The following is a 16,305-nucleotide window of genomic DNA, read 5'->3' on the forward strand; positions in this document are numbered from 1 at the left end:
GGCTCGTGCATCCTACATGAGCCCCATGAGTCGCGAACGTCAGGACGATCTACCGCAGGACGAGTTCGAGGACGAGGAGGACGCCCTCCCCGCCGAGCCGGCGCTCGACATTGCCGAGGCCGCCCCCGGCGCGCTCAAGGCCGGCATCGAGGTCATCCAGCAATTCGCCAAGCACCTGCCGAACAGGCCGGGCGTCTACCGGATGTTCGATCGCGCCGGCGAGGTGCTCTATGTCGGCAAGGCCAAGAGCCTGAAGAACCGCGTGACCTCCTACGCCCGCGGCATGGCGCACACCAACGCCGTGGCGCGGATGATCGCCGAGACGGCGAATATGGAGTTCGTCACCACCGGCACCGAGACCGAGGCGCTGCTGCTCGAGTCGAATCTGATCAAGCAGCTCCGGCCGCGCTACAATGTGCTGCTGCGCGACGACAAGTCGTTCCCCTATATCCTGCTGACCGGCGATCACGAGGCGCCGGCGATCCTGAAGCATCGCGGCTCGCGTCATCGCAAGGGCGATTATTTCGGCCCCTTCGCCTCGGTCTGGGCGGTGACGCGCACCATCGACGCGCTCCAGAAGGCCTTCCTGATCCGCACCTGCTCGGATTCCTTCTACGAGAACCGCACCCGCCCCTGCCTGCTCTTCCAGATCAAGCGCTGCGCCGGCCCTTGCACCGGCGAGGTCTCGATCCCCGATTATCAGGCGCTCGCCGGCCAGGCCCGTGATTTCCTCTCAGGCCGCTCCTCCGCAGTGAAGCAATTGCTCTCGACCCGGATGCAGGCCGCCGCCGAGGAACTCGAATTCGAGAAGGCGGCGCGCTACCGCGACCGTCTCGCCGCGCTCTCGGCCGTGCAGGCCGGGCAGGACATCAACACGCAAGGCGTGGAGGAGGCCGACGTCTTCGCCATCGACGAGCAGGCCGGGCAGTTCTGCGTCGAGATCTTCTTCTTCCGCAACCATCAGAACTGGGGCAATCGCGCCCTCTTCCCGCGCGCCGACCGCTCGTTGACCCCGGCCGAGGTGCTCGCCTCGGTGGTCGCCCAGTTCTACGACGACAAGCCGCCGCCGCGCCTCGTCCTACTCTCGCATCCGGTCGAAGAGATCGAACTGATCGGCCAGGCGCTCTCGGCGAGGGCCGGCCGCAAGGTCGAGGTCGCCCATCCCAAGCGCGGCGAGCGCGCCGACCTGATGGCCCATGCCGTCAAGAATGCCCGCGAGGCGCTTTCCCGGAAGCTCGCCGACAATGCCGGCCAGAGCGCGCTGCTCGCCGCGCTCGGTGCCGCCTTCGGCATGGAGACTGCCCCGCGCCGCGTCGAGGTCTACGACAACTCGCACATCATGGGCACGAACGCGGTCGGCGGCATGATCGTCGCCGGGCCCGACGGCTTCATGAAGAGCCACTACCGCACCTTCAACATCTCGACCGACACCATCGCCGGCGATGATTTCGGCATGATGCGCGAGGTGCTGACGCGGAGATTCGCAAAACTGGCGAAGGAAGAAGGGCTTCCTCTGAGCCCTCATCCTGAGGAGGTCGCGTCAGCGGCCGTCTCGAAGGATGCTCCAGAGGGCGACGGAGCCTCGACGACCATCCTTCGAGACGCGCCTGCCGGCGCTCCTCAGGATGAGGGCTCGGGCGGGAAAAAACGAAAGGCGGCCAAGCCGCGCAAGGATGAGGATGGCTTCCCGTCCCGCCCCGACCTCGTCATCGTCGATGGCGGCAAGGGCCAGTTCGAGGCAGCCCGCAAGATCATGGCCGAGCTCGGCGCCGTCGACATCCCGCTTGTCGCCATCGCCAAGGGGGCCGACCGCAACGCCATGCGCGAGACCTTTCACATGGCCGGCAAGGAGCCGTTCAAGTTGCAGCCCCGCGATCCCGCGCTCTATTTCATCCAGCGCCTGCGCGACGAGGCGCACCGTTTCGCCATCGGCACCCATCGCGCCAAGCGCAAGCGCGAGACGATGAAGAACCCGCTCGACGAGATCCCCGGCATCGGCCCCTCGCGCAAGCGGGCGCTGCTGCTGCATTTCGGTACGGTGAAGGCGATCCAGCGCGCCAAGCTCGACGACCTCATGCGCACCCCCGGCGTCAACGCCGCCACCGCCAAGGCCGTGCATGATTTCTTTCACGATGCCTGAGCTTTCTGACGCCCTCGCGGTTTTGCGTGTTGACGCTGCGACCGCGGCCTTGCTTTGGTGTTCGCCGTGACAATTCTTCCAGACGCCATCAGGCGGCGGGGCCCCTGGTCGCTGCCAAACCTCCTCACCTACGGCCGGATCCTGGCGATTCCGGCGCTGGTGGCGATCCTGTTCTGGCCGCGCGACGACTGGATGCGCTGGCTCGCGCTGGGAATTTACACGGTCGCCGCCATCACCGACTATCTCGACGGCTACATCGCCCGCGCCTGGAGCCAGCAATCGGCGATCGGCCGCATGCTCGACCCCATCGCCGACAAGCTCCTCGTCGCCGCCTTGCTGCTGATGCTGGTCTATACCGGCCAGATCGAGGGCTGGACGCTCTGGGCCGCCATCGTGATCCTCTGCCGCGAGATCCTGGTCTCCGGCCTGCGCGAGTTCCTGGCCGATCTCAAGGTCAGCGTCCCCGTCAGTAAGGTCGCGAAATGGAAGACGACGGCGCAACTCTTCGCGCTGGGCTTTCTCGTTGTGGGCCCGGCCGGCGACAAGGTCCTGCCCGGCAACACGCAGATCGGCATCGTGCTGCTCTGGGCAGCGGCGGGCCTGACGATCTACACCGGCTGGGATTACTTCAACGCCGGCATCCGCCATCTCGTCGAGCAGGACGAGCGCATGCCATGAACGCCACCGCGCCGCTGGCGGCCACCCGCACCGTCAAGCTCGTCTATTTCGCCTGGATGCGCGAACGCGTCGGAGTGCCCAGCGAGACGCTCGACATTCCAGCCGATCTCGCCACGATCGCCGATCTCGTGCGCTGGCTGAAAACGCGTGGCGAGAACTACGAGGCGGCCTTCGCCAATGAGGCGGTGGTGCGCGCCGCGCTCGATCAGGTCCACGCCAAGCCGCATGCCGCGCTCGGCAGTGCGCGCGAAATCGCCTTCTTTCCGCCGATGACCGGCGGCTGAGGCCGCCATGACGCCCATCATCCGCATCCAGCACGAGGATTTCGACCTCTCGGACGAGATCGCGGCGCTGAGCTACGGCCGCGCCGATATCGGCGCTGTCGTGTCCTTCATCGGGCTCTGCCGCGATGAAGCCGGCACGCTCGCCGCGCTCGAGCTGGAGCACTATCCCGGCATGGCCGAGGCCGAGATCGCCCGTGTCGCGGCGGAGGCGGCGGCGCGCTGGCCATTGCTCGGCCTCGTCGCGATCCACCGCTACGGCCTGGTCCGCCCGGGCGAGCAGATCGTAATGGTGCTGGCGGCTTCCGCCCATCGCCGCGCCGCCTTCGAGGCGGCCGATTTCATGATGGACTACCTCAAGACCCGCGCCCCGTTCTGGAAGCGCGAGCACCGCGCCGACGGCACGCTCGGCGGCTGGGTCGAAGCCAAGGCTGGTGACGACGATGCGGCAGAGCGCTGGAGCCGGTAAAGCTCTGAACAGAACGAAGAACCCCGGCCGGCTCGCCCTTGCGGCTGGCCTGTGGCTGAGCGCCGTTACCGCGGCCGTCGCGGCGAACGAGCCCAAGACCTTCCGCGACTGGATAGCCGGCTGCGACAACGTCAAGACCTGCACGGCGATGTCATTGCCGCCCGAGGCGGCCGAGACGGTCGCCTATCTGCGGCTCGAACGCCCTGCCGGCCGCGACGGCACGGCCCGCCTCCTGCTCAGGCTTCGCGGCGACTGGAAGAAGCCGCCAGCCACGATCCAATTCAAGCTCGACGGCGCCGCCTTCCCGGCCGGCGGCAAGCCGCTTTCCGCAGCGGCGGATGGCGATGTGGTCACGGTGACGTTCTCGGCCGAGGACACCGCCGCGCTGATCGAAGCTGCCCGCAAGGCGGCGAAGCTGACGGCAGCCGCACCCGGCGTGGCCGGCAGCATCTCGCTCGCCGGCTCCGTCGCCGCGATGCTCTGGATCGATGAGCAGCAGGGGCGGCTCGGCACGACCACGGCGCTCGTCCGCAAGGGCGCGAATGCCACCGTTCCGGCTGCTCCCGCCCTGCCGGTGGTCACGGCCATGCCGGCGCCGCCCATGCTCGACATGAAGGCGGCGAAGCAGCAGGCCGCGCGGCTGCGCGCGGAATTGAAGAAACGCAGCCCCGATGCCTGCGAGGATGATGCGGCCAGTGATGACGAAGCCTGGGCGCTGAGTGACAAGCGGACCCTGGTGGCGCTCGCCTGCTCGCGCGGAGCCTACAATCTGTCGTCGTCGTTCTTCGTCATGCCCGAGAACGAGCCCGCCAAGGCGACGCCGCTGCGCTTCGCGGATGGCGACGGCAACGACGGCAACGAACTGACCAATGCCAGCTTCGATCCGCGCACCGGCCATCTCGCCTTCTTCGCCAAGGGGCGCGGCATCGGCGATTGCGGCGTGAGCGGCGGCTATGCCTGGACCGGCAAGGATTTCGCGCGCACCGAACTCGCCATGATGGGCGAATGCCGGGGCATCGCGCCCGAAGACTGGATCACGCTGTATCGCAGCGCGAACCGCTGAGGATGCCATTCCCGGAGCCGGCTGAAACGCCGGCACCGGGATATTCTGGAGAGGCCCGGGTCAGACCCGGGCACAAGGGCGCTGTTTCACGCCGCCTTCGACTGCGGGCGCACCGCCGCCGAGTAATCTTCCATGATCACCTTGCCCATATTGCCGGTGATGAAGTTGTATGGACCGACCTCGGCGACCAGCGTCACCTCGGCGGCCGAGCCGGTGATGAAGCACTCGCTGAAGCCTTCGAGCTCCTCCGGCCGAATGCGCCGCTCCACCACCTCGAAGCCGCGCTGCCGGCACAGTTCGATCACCGACTGACGGGTCAGGCCGTTGAGGAAGCGGTCGGCCAGCGGGGTGTGGATCACGCCGTCCTTGATGAAGAAGATGTTGGCGCCGGTGCATTCGGCGACATTGCCTTCCCAGTCCAGCATCATCGCGTCGGCATAGCCCGCGCGCTCCGCTTTGTGCTTGGAGAGCGAGCAGATCATGTAGAGTCCCGCCGCCTTGGCATGGACCGGCGCGCAGGCCGGGTCCGGCCGGCGATAGTCGGCGATATCGAGGCGGATGCCCTTCAGCTTCGCCGCCATGTCGAACATGCTCGGCCACTCCCAGACCGCGATCGCGGTGTGGATGGTGTTGTTGATGCCGGACACCGCCATCATCTCCGAGCCGCGCCAGGCGACCGGGCGGATATAGGCGTCCTTGAGCCCGTTTTCCTTCAGGCAGAGATACTTGGCCTCGTCGATCTCGGCGACCGAATAGGGGATGGTGAAATCCATGATCTCGGCGGACTTGTGGAAGCGCTTGGAGTGCTCCGTGCACTTGTAGATCACGCCGTCATAGGAGCGCTCGCCCTCGAAGATGCAGGAGCCGTAATGGAGCCCATGGGTCAGTACGTGAATCTTCGCGTCCTTCCAGGGCACGAGCTTGCCGTCGAACCAGATGACGCCATCGCGCTGGTCGAAAGGAATGACTGACATGGGACCTTCTCCTGGGTGCTTCCTCATCCGAACTCCGGCACAGCCGAATCCGGAACGCAAGCATGGGTCTAAAGCTGCGCTGCCACGACACGCTTTGAAATAATCGTTCGCTCAGCGCGCTTGACTGGTAATCTTCCGTCTGAGATATGTCAACAACGTTGACCTAAATTTCTGGAGAGCTTTTTTGGCCCAGAGCCAGACCCGCTCGGAACCGATCGTGCCAAAGGGGGCAGCCCCTTTGCCGGCGACGGCTGCGCCCGTCCCCTTCGACCTGATCGAATTGCTCTTCTTCGCCTATCGCGACTTCGTCGGCGATCCCGACCGTATCCTCGCCGATTACGGCTTCGGCCGCGCCCATCACCGCGTGCTGCATTTCGTGCAGCGCCGGCCGGGGCTGACCATCGCCGAATTGCTCGACATCCTCCAGATCACCAAGCAGAGCCTCAACCGCGTGCTGAAGGAGCTGGTCGAGAAGGGCTATATCGAGCAGCGCACCGGGCGCCAGGACAAGCGCCAGCGCCATCTCCACACCACACCGGCCGGACAGGATCTGGCGCAGCGCCTCGTCCAGCTCCAGTCGAAGCGGATCATGGCGGCGCTCGACAATGTCGGCCCCGAAGCGGCCGAGACCATCGCGCGTTATCTCGCCGCGCTGATCGACCCGTCCGAACGTCCGAAGGTGCAGGGACTGCTCTCCGGCGCCTGAACCACGATGCCGCGCCGGCCCTGCGGCCACCGGGCAGCGGGGTTCCCATGATCGATTGACGACCCCGTCATCGCCCTGTGCTATGAGGGCCGGAGGGTTCGCGCCAAGGGATGCGCGACGAATAGAGACGCTCGGATGATCGCAATGGAAGCCCCGGCGAAGCCGGCCCGCAAGATATTGCCCGATGAGGCCCCGCATGTGCTCGTCGTCGACGACGACCGGCGCCTGCGCGAATTGCTGGCGCGCTTTCTCGGCGACAACGGCTACCGCGTCACCACGGCCGCCAATGCCGCGGAAGCCGATACGCGCCTCGACAACCTCGTCTTCGACGCCATCGTGCTCGACGTGATGATGCCGGGCGAGAACGGCTTCGACTTCGCCCGCCGCTTCCGCGGCGGTTCCGCCGTGCCGATCCTGATGCTGACCGCCCGCGCCGATGGCAAGGACCGCGTCAACGGGCTGGAGATCGGCGTCGACGATTATCTGGCAAAGCCCTTCGAACCGCGTGAATTGCTGCTGCGCCTCGGCAATATCCTGAAGCGCACCGTGGTCGTCGAGGCCGCGCAATCCGGCACGCGGCCGGATTTCGTCCGCTTCGGCCCCTTCCTCTACGGGCTGGCACGCGGCGAATTGCGCAAGGGCGAGGAGACCATCCGCCTGACCGAGCGCGAGCGCGAAATCCTGACGGCGCTGGCCGAGCGCGCCGGCGAGGTCGTGCCGCGCGAGGAGCTGGCCGCGCAGGGTTCCGCCGCCAATGACCGCACCGTCGACGTGCAGATGAACCGTCTGCGCCGCAAGATCGAGCGCGACCCGGCCGATCCGCTCTACCTCCAGACCGTCCGCGGCGTCGGCTACAGGCTGTTGACGGACAGGACGTGACACCGGTTCAGCAGGACGGACAAGGACGAGGCGCGCTGCAGGTCGCGACGACCTGGCTCGCGCGCGCCCGCTCCGCCCTGCCCCGCCTCGCACACCGGGCCAACAGCGCCATCAAGCCGGTCCTGAGACAGATCGGCCGGCCGCTCCATATCGTGGCGCGCTACATGCCCAAGGGGCTTTACCCGCGCGCGCTGGTCATCGTCATCGCGCCTGTCGTGCTGCTCCAATCGGTCATCGCCTATGTCTTCATGGAGCGCCATTGGCAGCTGGTGACACAGCGGCTTTCCGCCGCCGTCTCGGCCGACATCGCCATGCTGATCGACGTCTATGAAAGCTATCCGCAGGATGCCGACATCACGACGCTCTCGCGCATCGCCGCCGAGCGGCTCGGCATGGATGTCGACATCATTCCCGATACCGACCTGCCCGCTCCCGGCCCCCGCCCCTTCTTCTCGCTGCTCGACAACGCGCTTTCGACCGAGCTCAGCCAGCAGGTCGCCCGCCCCTTCTGGCTCGACACGGTCGGCCGCTCCAGCCTGATCGAGATCCGCATCAAGCTCGGCAAGGACGTGATGCGCATCCTGACCCGGCGCAACGCGGCCTATGCCTCGAACAGCCACATCTTCCTGCTCTGGATGATCGGCACCTCGCTGATCCTCCTGACCATCGCCGTGCTGTTCCTGCGCAACCAGATCCGGCCGATCCTCAAGCTCGCCGACGCGGCGGAAGCTTTCGGCAAGGGGCGCGACGCCGAGTTCCGCCCGCGCGGTGCCCGCGAGGTCCGCCGAGCCGGCAATGCCTTCATCGAGATGAAGCGCCGTGTCGAGCGCGCCATCGGCGAGCGCACCACGATGCTCAACGGCGTCAGCCACGACCTTCGGACCATCCTCACCCGCTTCCGCCTCTCGCTCGCGCTCCTGGAACGATCATCCGAGATCGAAGCGCTCGAGAAGGATGTCGACGAGATGAGCCGCATGCTGGAGGACTATCTCGCCTTCGCGCGCGGCGACGCCGGCGAGGTTCCGGTCGAGACCGATATCCGCGCCTTGCTCGAGGAGCTGAAGGCCGATGCCGAGCGGCAGGGGCACCAGACCGCGCTCGAGGTGATGGGCGACCCGCTGGTCGTCGTGCGGCCCGATGCCTTCCGTCGCCTGCTGACCAACCTCGTCTCCAACGCCGCCCGCTATGGCGACCGCATCGCGATCCGCGCCACCCATGACGCGCGCTATCTGATCGTGACCGTCGACGATGACGGCCCCGGCATTCCGCCGGACCAGCGCGAGGAGGTCTTCCGCCCCTTCTTCCGCCTGGATGAGGCCCGCAATGTCGATGGCGGCGGCACCGGCCTCGGCCTCGCCATCGCTCGCGACATCGCCCGCGCCCATGGCGGCGACATCATGCTCGGCGATTCCCCGCTCGGCGGCCTGCGCGCGACGGTGCGGCTGCCGGTCTGACGCAGCGGAAAGCGACTCGACACTTGTCGGCCCGGAGCCGTAACTGGTCTCAAAGTTTGCTTGTTGGGGCTCGCCATGCAGACATTCCGGATCGTTGCAGCGCTTCTGGTGGCGTCGCTCCTCCTTTCGATCGCCGCAGCCCGCGCCGAGGAGGTCGTCGATCTCGGCGGAGGCCTGTTCGGCGGAGGCCGGGCCCTGCTGGACAAGCCGGCCGGAAAGGCCCGCGCCGGCCTCGTGCTCCTCACGGGCGGCGACGGCTATGTCGGCATCGGCTCGGATGGCAGCGTCGCACGTGACGGCAACTGGATCGTCAGGACACGTAGCGCCTATCTGCGCAGCGGCATCGCCAGCATCACGCTAGACGCCAATGCCGACCCGGCCAAGGCGGTCGAATATATGCGCGCCATCGCGCCGCGGGTGATCGTCGTCGCGATGAGCCGCGGCGCGCTCAAGGTCGCGGGAACCTTGCCGGCGCGGCCGGACGGCATCGTCTTCGCCTCGTCGATGCTCGACGAAGCGCGCGGCATGATCGGCGATCCCGGGCGCCTGCCGCCGACCCTGATCATTCATCACCGTCAGGACACGTGCCGCGTCACCTTGCCGGAATCGGCCGTCGCCTTTCAGCAATGGACCGGCGGCAAGGCGCGCCTGCTCTGGATCGACGGCGGATCCTCGACGGGCAATCCCTGCCAGGCGCGCGCCTATCACGGCTTCATCGGCCGCGAGGGTCAGGTCGTTTCGGCGATAGCGAGCTTCGCCGGCTCGTTGCGTTAGAGCCTCCGATGCCGGAACGGTCTGCACGCCTTACGCGGCACCGATCGGCGCAAGCTTCGGCAGGCGTTCGACCGCATGGTCGATGAAAGCACGCACCCGTGGCAGCGGGTGCCGGCCGCCGGGAGTCACCAATTGCACCGGCAGTGCCTCTGGCTCGAATTCCGGCAACAGGCGCACCAGCGTTCCGGCGGCGATGTCGTCGGCCGCCTGATAGGAGAGCGGGCGGGCCAGGCCCCGCCCTGCCCGTGCCGCGATCAGCACCGATTCGACCTCGTTGACGATCAGCCTGGGCGTGAGCGCCACACGGCTGCGCCGCCCGGCGCCGCCGAACTGCCAGGTCATGATCGGGGTCGCGGCGACACTGACGATCGTCTCATGGGCGGCGATGTCCGAGGGCCGCCGCAACGGCGGCGCCCCTGCCAGATAAGCCGGCGAAGCCACCAGGATACGCCTGACTTCGCCGACCTTGCGCACGCGAAAACGCGAATGCGGCAGGGGCCCGATCCGCACGGCGACCTGCAGATCCTCCTCGATCAGGTCGAGATTGCGGTCGGCCAGCACCAGTTCGACCTGCACCTGCGGATAAAGATCGAGAAATTCCGAGACCAGCGGCGTGACATGGCGTCGCCCGAAGGAGAGCGGCGCCGTGATGCGCAGCAGTCCGCTGACCGGCGCCTCGGAGACGCCGCCGAGCGAAGCCGCGTAATCGCCGAGCACGCGGCGCGCCGCAATAGCGAGTTCACGGCCGGCCTCACTCGGCATGAAGCGGCGGGTCGAGCGGGTGATCAACCGCTGTCCGACGCGATCCTCCAGCGCCGCCAGCGCACGGGTCACGGCCGGACGCGAGCGGCGCAGGCGTCGCGCCGCGCCGGCAAGGCTGCCGGCCTCGATGATCGCGACGAAGATGGCGAGCTCGTCCAGCCGGTCCATGTCACTGTTTCAGATTTTGGAATTCTGATTTCAATCAATAGCAGATTTCGCTCGAATGGTGAAATGACGATCTTATCCCCGGCGCATATGGCGGCTGCAGGGAGATCGGCGATGCACACGGAGATCACGCTTCACGGCACGGCCCTCTCGGGTCACACCCACCGCGTCGAGCTGCTGCTGCGGGCACTCGGCCTGCCTTATCGCTTCGAGGCGGCCCCGGCCGATGTCCGCCGAAGCGAGGCCTTTCTCCAGCTCAATCCGCTCGGCCAGATTCCGGTGCTTCAAGACGGCGATCTCGCTCTCGCCGACAGCAACGCGATCATGGTCTATCTCGCGCGGCGCTATGATCCACAGGGTCCTTGGTTACCGCTCGACCCGCTGCAAGCCGCCCAGGTCCAGCGCTGGCTGTCCATTGCCGCAGGCGAGGTCATGCACGGTCCGGCGACGGCCCGCATGATCGTTCAGTTCGGCCTGTGCGACGACAAGGCAAGGGCCCGGCGCGTTGCCGAGCGCCTGTTCCCCTTCATGGAGGCGCATCTCAGCAAGCGCAGCTTCCTGGCAGCGGACCATCCGACATTGGCCGACCTCGCCTGCTATTCCTATGTCGCTCATGCGCCGGAAGGCGGGCTGTCGCTCGCGTCCTATCCGTCCCTGCGGGCCTGGCTCGCCCGCATCGAGGCCTTGTCCTTCTTCAAGCCAATCCCGCCTTCGCCCTTGCCCGAGGAGACCAGCGATGATTGACGCGTCCCTCACGCCCTTCCATGGCGGCGAGCTGGAGGCGCAGGCACGCGCCGGCCAGTTCTCGCGCGGCGGCGGCATCCGTGGCTTCATGCCGGATCAGCACCGCCTGTTCTTCGCCGAGCTGCCCTGGTTCTTCGCCGGCATTCTGGACGCGCAGGGCTGGCCGCTTGCGACAGTGCTGACCGGGCATCCGGGCTTGATCGAGAGCCCGACGCCGAACACCCTCATCGTCAGGGCGCTGCCCTCGACGCAGGACCCTGCCGCCGAGGCCTTCCAAGCGGGAGCGGGAATCGGCCTTCTCGGCATCCAGTTCGAGACGCGGCGGCGCAATCGCGCCAACGGAACGATCGCAGCGGTCGGAGAAACCGGCTTCTCCGTCGCCGTAACTCAGAGTTTCGGAAATTGCGCCAAATACATCCAGACCCGCACGATCGAAGGGTGGACGGAGTCGGGGTCGGCCGAAGCGGTAGAGGTCACCCGTCTCGACGCACCGGCACGACAGCTGATCGCGGCAGCCGATACCTTTTTTGTGGCGAGCGCTGCCGGGACGGATGCAGGTGCGGCCGCCGGTATCGACATGTCCCACCGTGGCGGCAGACCCGGCTTCGTCCGCATCGACGACGATGCGCTGACGGTGCCGGACTTCGCCGGGAACAGCTATTTCAACACCTTGGGCAATCTCCTGCGTGAGCCGCGCGCCGCATTGCTCTTCGTCGATTTCCGCACGGGCACGGTGCTGCAGCTCCAGGGTGCAGTCGAGATTCTCTGGAACGATCCCGAAGCCGCCCGCCTCGATGGCGCGGAGCGGCTCTGGCGCTTTCATGTCAGGCGCGGCTGGCGTCGTGAAAATGCGCTACCGCTGCGCTGGTCAGCACCGGCTTACGCGCCGACCACCTTGCAGACCGGCCTCTGGGACCAACCCGCTTTGGCCAGCGCTGTCTAGAACAGCCGCCCACCATCCGGCACGGCATGGCCGGGGCCGATCAGCACGACCTCGCCATCGGCGTCGGGCATGCCCAGCGTCAGCACCTCCGACATGAATTTGCCGATCTGGCGCGGCGGGAAATTGACCACGGCGAGCACCTGCCGGCCGGGCAGATCCTCCGGCCGGTAATGCTTGGTGATCTGGGCGGAGGATTTCTTCCGCCCGATCGTGCCGCCGAAATCGATCACCAGCTTGATCGCCGGCTTGCGCGCTTCCGGATAAGGCTCCGCCTCGACGATCGTACCGACGCGGATATCGACCTTGAGGAAATCGTCGAAGCCGATCGTCGCGGCTGTTTCCTGGGACGCGCTCAAAATTCCTCCCACCCCTTGTCATGGGCATCGAGATCGGGCTTGCGGGCAGCGGCGGCCACGCCGGCGGAAACCTTTGCGACCCGTGGCACAGCCGGGCGCGGTGCCGGTGGGGCCGGAGCGACCGCCGCCTGCATCGTCCGGGCGATCGCCTGCAGCCTGGCAGCGTCGCCGCCGATCTGGAAGCGGGCGACGAGCGCCGAGAGCCGGTCGGCCTCCTGCGACAGCGAATGGGCCGCGGCGGTGGACTGCTCGGCCATGGCCGCGTTCTGCTGCGTCGCCTGGTCCATCTCGCCGACCGCGGCATTGACCTCCTGCAAGCCGGAGGCCTGCTCCTGCGCCGCGCCCGCGATCTGGGCGACGAGGCCGGTGGCACGCGCGATCTCGGAGGCCATGCGCTGCAGCGCCCCGCCGGTCTGCCCGACCAGCGCGACCCCCTTCTCGACCTCGAGGGTCGAAGCGTCGATCAGCCCCTTGATCTCCTTGGCCGCCGAAGCCGAGCGCTGCGCCAGGGCGCGCACCTCGGAGGCAACGACGGCGAAGCCCTTGCCGGCATCGCCGGCGCGCGCCGCCTCGACGCTCGCATTGAGCGCCAGCAGATTGGTCTGGAAGGCGATCTCGTCGATCACGCCGACGATCTGCGAGATCTCCTGCGCCGATTTCTCGATGCCCCCCATTGCCGTCACGGCATCGCGCACGATGCTGGTCGACTGCTCGGCCTCGGTCTTGACCTGTTCGGTGGCCTGGTTGGCCAGGCGCGCACTCTCGGCGGTCTGGCGCACGGTGGCAGTCAGTTGGTCGAGCGCCGTAGCCGTCTCCTCGACCGAGGAGGCCTGCTGCTCGGTGCGGCCGGCGAGATCGTCCGCCGCCTGGCTGATCTCGACCGAGCCCGCCTTCATGCTCTCGGTATTGGCCGCGATCTGGCGCATCGCATCCTGCAGCTTGACGATGGCGGCGTTGAAATCGTCCTTGAGCTTGACGTATTCGGCCGAGAACGCCTCGTCGATCCGGTAGGTCAGATCGCCGCCGGCCAGATGCTCGAGCCCCGCTCCCAGCGCCTGGACGACATCGGCCTGCACACGCGCCTGCTCCACGCGGTCGGCCTCGTTGCGCCGCCTCTCGGTGTCGGCCGCACTGCGGTGTCCGGCCGCTTCTTCCTCGGCGCGCAGCTTGTCCGCCTCCATCGCCTCCTTGGCCAGCGCCTGATCGCGAAAGACGACGAGCGCGCGCGCCATGGAGCCGATCTCGTCCGGCCGCTGCTGATGCGCGATCTCGGCCTGGAGATCGCCCGCCGCGAGCTCGTTCATCGAGGACGACAAAGCGGTCAGCATCCGCGAGGCGCGGCGGCTGAGGACGATGACGAGACCGAGCATGAGCAGGCCCAGCGGAACCAGGACTTTGGCGACGCCGCCGACCATGCCGAGGAAAGCCGCGTCGACATCCTGGACATGGGCGCCCGTGCCCACCACCCATTGCCACTTCGGAATGCCGATGACGTAAGAGATCTTCAGCGAAGGCTGGCTGTCGCCGATCTTGAGCCAGCCATAGTCGAGGAAGCCCTCGCCCTTCGCCTTCGCCAGCGCGACCATGTCCTGCACGAAGAACTTGCCGTCCGCATCCTTGAGCGGCTTCATGTCGGTCGACTGGATCTTCTTGTTGGCATGCAGCACGCTGATGCCGTCGTAATTCACAATGAAGTAGTAGTTGCCGTTGTCGAAGCGCGCATTGCCGATGGCCTCCATGGCCATCTTCCTGGCGTCGTCCTCCTTGAGCTCGCCGGCCTCGGCCCGCGCCAGATAGCTCTTCACCGTGGTCGCCGCGGCTTCGACCGCGTTCTTCATCTCGGCGCGCTTCAGGGCGAGCATTTCGGTGTGCGCGGCGTTCAGCGTGTAGCCGACGCCTCCGGCCGCGATAATGACGGCCAGGCCCGCGATCAGGGCGAAGGAACGACCGATCGATAGGGTCGCAATTTTCCGGAAGAACGACATCGCCTGTCCTGCACGCGAGGAGAAGTGTCGTCCTTTCCCATGAATTGCCTAAAGCGCGCTTAAAATCGTCGCGTTTCGGCCATGTTCGGGGGTTGCCGGCGCAGGCGGAAGCGACGCCCGCCCGCGGACCTTTCGGCAGGGGCTGCGCCGGTCAGATCGCCGGCGCGTAATCCTCGTTGTCCTCGCCGCGCTCGGAAGCCCGCTCGCGCCGCCGCGCCTTCAGCGGGCGGCCCGAGCAGATCGCCCGCGCCAGCCCCCGGAACGGCGCCGTCAGCCGGTGCACATCCTCGACCCGCGCCATGATGCGGCCGGCGGTCTTCAGCTCGCGGTCAAGCCGCGCCATGGTCTTCGACAGCTCCGGCTCGTCGTCGTCCAGCCAGGTGTCGGAGACACGCGCCATCAGCAGCACCGCGCCCTGCACGCGTAAGGCCCCGAGCGAATCTTCCGTCGGGATGCCGACGGAGGCCAGCATGTAGCGCCAGGAATTCACCGCACTGCGATTGAGCGCCGCCAGCGCCAGCGGATCGCGGCGGATGACCGGCACGATCCTGCGCAGAGCCGCCTTGTAGGGCGCCATCGCGTCGAGCCGGCGCATCACGAGATCGAAGAGCCGCTCCCGGATGGGCTCGGCGGCGAGATCGTCCGACATGCCCGCGAGCACGGCATCGTCGACGATGCGGGTCACGCCACCCAGCATGGCGAGCTTGGACGGGAAAAGCCCACGCAGCTGCGCCAGCGTCAGCCCCGCCTCGGTCGCGATATCAGGAAGCTCAATCTCGTCCCATGGCCGGCTTGCGGCCAGGTTCATCAGCGCATCGACAGCCCGCTTGCGCGGATCGGCCGGTTTGGTGGCTTCCTTGGCCGTCGCCTCGGCGGCTTCGGCCTTGGTGGAAACGGGTTTGCGGGCCATGGCTCTGCTCCTCTCGCTTCGCTCTCAAGAGAAGGTAAGCCGCCATCGTGGCAGGTGGAAGACCGCCCGGCGCATTTTCGCGCGCGGCGGACGCCGGATCGCGCGACGAGACTCCTCACGCAAGCGGCTGAAATCGCTCGCCTTTCAACAATAAACCGAACGGCGTCAGCCTGAAAGCTCGCCGGCGCGACGTTTGGCAGCAGCGACGGCCTTGAGCATCAACGGCTTGAGGCCGTCCTCCGCCATCAGCACTTCGAGCGCCGCCGCCGTCGTACCGCCGGGAGAGGTCACGTTCTGGCGCAGCGTCCCGGGCGGCAGCGGCGACTGGAACAGCAATTCCCCCGCCCCTTCGACGGTGGCGCGCGCCAGCCGCTCGGCGACATCGGCCGGAAGCCCCGCCTCGACGCCGGCCGCGGCAAGACATTCGACCATATGGAAGACATAGGCCGGCCCCGAGCCCGACACCGCCGTGACCGCGTCGATCAGCGCCTCGTCGTCGAGCCATTCGACCTTGCCGATGCTGGCGAGTAGCGCGTCGGCGGTCGCGCGCTGCGCCGCACTGACGCCCTTGCCCGGCGCGGCCGCCGTCGCACCGCGCTGCACCGAGGCCGGCAGGTTCGGCATGGCGCGGATGATCGCGCCCGCATTTGGCAGCCGCGCGGCGAGGTCGCTCAGCGTCTTGCCCGCCAGGATCGAGATCAGCAGCGTCTTGGGATGGATGAAGGCCTGCACGGCCGGAGCGGCCGTGTCGAGCATCTGCGGCTTGGTCGCCAGCACAAGCACCTCGACCGGCGGGATCTCCTTCGCCGAGGGGTTCAGCCGCATCCCCTTCTCGCCCGCGAGCTCGACGATCTCATCCGACGGTTTGGGGTCGATCAGGCTGATGCCGGCCGGCTTGATCCCGATGCGCAGCCAGCCTTCCAGCATGGCCCCACCCATCTTGCCCGCGCCGATCAGAACGAGCGATTGCGGCAAGGAAGCGGTCATGGCAGGCCCTCGGCGGCTGGGAACGAAACATCATG

Annotated in this window: 17 protein-coding genes; 11 read left to right on the forward strand and 6 right to left on the reverse strand. The window is 67.3% G+C overall.

Going from position 1 to position 16,305, the window contains the following annotated elements; all coding sequences use genetic code 11:
• The first annotated feature begins 25 nt into the window (after nucleotides 1-25).
• The 5 genes from uvrC to AB6806_RS08025 all read left to right on the forward strand — a co-directional run bounded on the left by uvrC (nucleotide 26) and on the right by AB6806_RS08025 (nucleotide 4,631).
• Nucleotides 26-2,140: an excinuclease ABC subunit UvrC gene (gene uvrC / locus AB6806_RS08005; protein ID WP_113252614.1), complete on the forward strand. Its 2,115-nt coding sequence runs from the start codon at nucleotides 26-28 to the stop codon at nucleotides 2,138-2,140.
• Nucleotides 2,141-2,206: 66 nt separating this feature from the next.
• Nucleotides 2,207-2,818, forward strand: a complete 612-nt coding sequence (pgsA, locus tag AB6806_RS08010) for a CDP-diacylglycerol--glycerol-3-phosphate 3-phosphatidyltransferase (protein WP_038360155.1) — start codon at nucleotides 2,207-2,209, stop codon at nucleotides 2,816-2,818.
• The gene (moaD, locus tag AB6806_RS08015) at nucleotides 2,815-3,102 is read left to right on the forward strand and encodes a molybdopterin converting factor subunit 1 (RefSeq protein ID WP_051987528.1); all 288 of its coding nucleotides are present in this window, start codon (nucleotides 2,815-2,817) and stop codon (nucleotides 3,100-3,102) included. The genes pgsA and moaD overlap by 4 nt, the downstream gene beginning before the upstream one ends.
• Nucleotides 3,103-3,109: 7 nt before the next feature.
• Nucleotides 3,110-3,568 (forward strand): molybdenum cofactor biosynthesis protein MoaE, encoded by a 459-nt coding sequence (locus tag AB6806_RS08020; protein WP_112762753.1) that lies wholly within the window; start codon nucleotides 3,110-3,112, stop codon nucleotides 3,566-3,568.
• Nucleotides 3,543-4,631, forward strand: a complete 1,089-nt coding sequence (locus AB6806_RS08025) for a DUF1176 domain-containing protein (protein ID WP_370954401.1) — start codon at nucleotides 3,543-3,545, stop codon at nucleotides 4,629-4,631. Before AB6806_RS08020 ends, AB6806_RS08025 begins: the two co-directional genes overlap by 26 nt.
• An 86-nt stretch (nucleotides 4,632-4,717) precedes the next feature.
• Here the strand turns inward: AB6806_RS08025 and AB6806_RS08030 are convergent, their stop codons facing one another.
• A complete protein-coding gene (locus AB6806_RS08030) occupies nucleotides 4,718-5,605 on the reverse strand; it encodes a branched-chain amino acid aminotransferase (RefSeq protein WP_038359202.1) in 888 nt (295 codons plus the stop codon).
• A gap of 184 nt (nucleotides 5,606-5,789) precedes the next feature.
• Between AB6806_RS08030 and AB6806_RS08035 the strand changes: the two genes are divergently transcribed.
• The 4 genes from AB6806_RS08035 to AB6806_RS08050 all read left to right on the forward strand — a co-directional run bounded on the left by AB6806_RS08035 (nucleotide 5,790) and on the right by AB6806_RS08050 (nucleotide 9,418).
• Nucleotides 5,790-6,311 carry a MarR family winged helix-turn-helix transcriptional regulator gene (locus AB6806_RS08035; RefSeq protein WP_081925153.1) on the forward strand — a complete coding sequence of 174 codons (522 nt, stop codon included), beginning with the start codon at nucleotides 5,790-5,792 and terminating at the stop codon, nucleotides 6,309-6,311.
• 135 nt (nucleotides 6,312-6,446) lie between these two features.
• Nucleotides 6,447-7,190 carry a response regulator gene (locus tag AB6806_RS08040; RefSeq protein WP_038359204.1) on the forward strand — a complete coding sequence of 248 codons (744 nt, stop codon included), beginning with the start codon at nucleotides 6,447-6,449 and terminating at the stop codon, nucleotides 7,188-7,190.
• Nucleotides 7,191-7,354: 164 nt separating this feature from the next.
• On the forward strand, nucleotides 7,355-8,644 hold the full coding sequence (locus AB6806_RS08045) for an ATP-binding protein (RefSeq protein WP_081925223.1): 1,290 nt from the start codon (nucleotides 7,355-7,357) through the stop codon (nucleotides 8,642-8,644).
• A gap of 75 nt (nucleotides 8,645-8,719) precedes the next feature.
• A complete protein-coding gene (locus tag AB6806_RS08050; protein ID WP_142021669.1) occupies nucleotides 8,720-9,418 on the forward strand; it encodes an alpha/beta fold hydrolase in 699 nt (232 codons plus the stop codon).
• A 30-nt stretch (nucleotides 9,419-9,448) separates the two neighbouring features.
• On the opposite strand, the gene AB6806_RS08055 is transcribed toward AB6806_RS08050, so the two are convergent.
• Entirely contained in the window at nucleotides 9,449-10,348 is a 900-nt protein-coding gene (locus AB6806_RS08055; protein ID WP_112762756.1) for a LysR family transcriptional regulator, read from the reverse strand.
• Nucleotides 10,349-10,459: 111 nt separating this feature from the next.
• Between AB6806_RS08055 and AB6806_RS08060 the strand changes: the two genes are divergently transcribed.
• Both AB6806_RS08060 and AB6806_RS08065 read left to right on the forward strand, forming a co-directional pair.
• Nucleotides 10,460-11,089: a glutathione S-transferase family protein gene (locus tag AB6806_RS08060; protein ID WP_038359207.1), complete on the forward strand. Its 630-nt coding sequence runs from the start codon at nucleotides 10,460-10,462 to the stop codon at nucleotides 11,087-11,089.
• The gene (locus tag AB6806_RS08065; RefSeq protein ID WP_142021668.1) at nucleotides 11,082-12,032 is read left to right on the forward strand and encodes a pyridoxamine 5'-phosphate oxidase family protein; all 951 of its coding nucleotides are present in this window, start codon (nucleotides 11,082-11,084) and stop codon (nucleotides 12,030-12,032) included. The genes AB6806_RS08060 and AB6806_RS08065 overlap by 8 nt, the downstream gene beginning before the upstream one ends.
• On the opposite strand, the gene AB6806_RS08070 is transcribed toward AB6806_RS08065, so the two are convergent.
• From AB6806_RS08070 to proC, 4 genes are all read right to left on the reverse strand, one after another.
• Nucleotides 12,029-12,388, reverse strand: a complete 360-nt coding sequence (locus tag AB6806_RS08070; protein ID WP_081925155.1) for a tRNA-binding protein — start codon at nucleotides 12,386-12,388, stop codon at nucleotides 12,029-12,031. The two genes, AB6806_RS08065 and AB6806_RS08070, sit on opposite strands and share 4 nt — an antisense overlap.
• On the reverse strand, nucleotides 12,385-14,373 hold the full coding sequence (locus tag AB6806_RS08075) for a methyl-accepting chemotaxis protein (protein WP_142021667.1): 1,989 nt from the start codon (nucleotides 14,371-14,373) through the stop codon (nucleotides 12,385-12,387). The genes AB6806_RS08070 and AB6806_RS08075 overlap by 4 nt, the downstream gene beginning before the upstream one ends.
• 151 nt (nucleotides 14,374-14,524) lie before the next feature.
• Nucleotides 14,525-15,283, reverse strand: coding sequence for a TetR/AcrR family transcriptional regulator (locus AB6806_RS08080; RefSeq protein WP_370954402.1), 759 nt, complete (start codon nucleotides 15,281-15,283; stop codon nucleotides 14,525-14,527).
• A gap of 165 nt (nucleotides 15,284-15,448) precedes the next feature.
• Complete coding sequence (gene proC, locus AB6806_RS08085; RefSeq protein WP_112762760.1) at nucleotides 15,449-16,270, reverse strand: pyrroline-5-carboxylate reductase; 822 nt, start codon at nucleotides 16,268-16,270, stop codon at nucleotides 15,449-15,451.
• Between the last annotated feature and the right edge of the window lie 35 nt (nucleotides 16,271-16,305).

Source organism: Allobosea sp. RCC_152_1 (assembly GCF_041360765.1).
GTDB lineage: Bacteria > Pseudomonadota > Alphaproteobacteria > Rhizobiales > Beijerinckiaceae > Allobosea > Allobosea spartocytisi.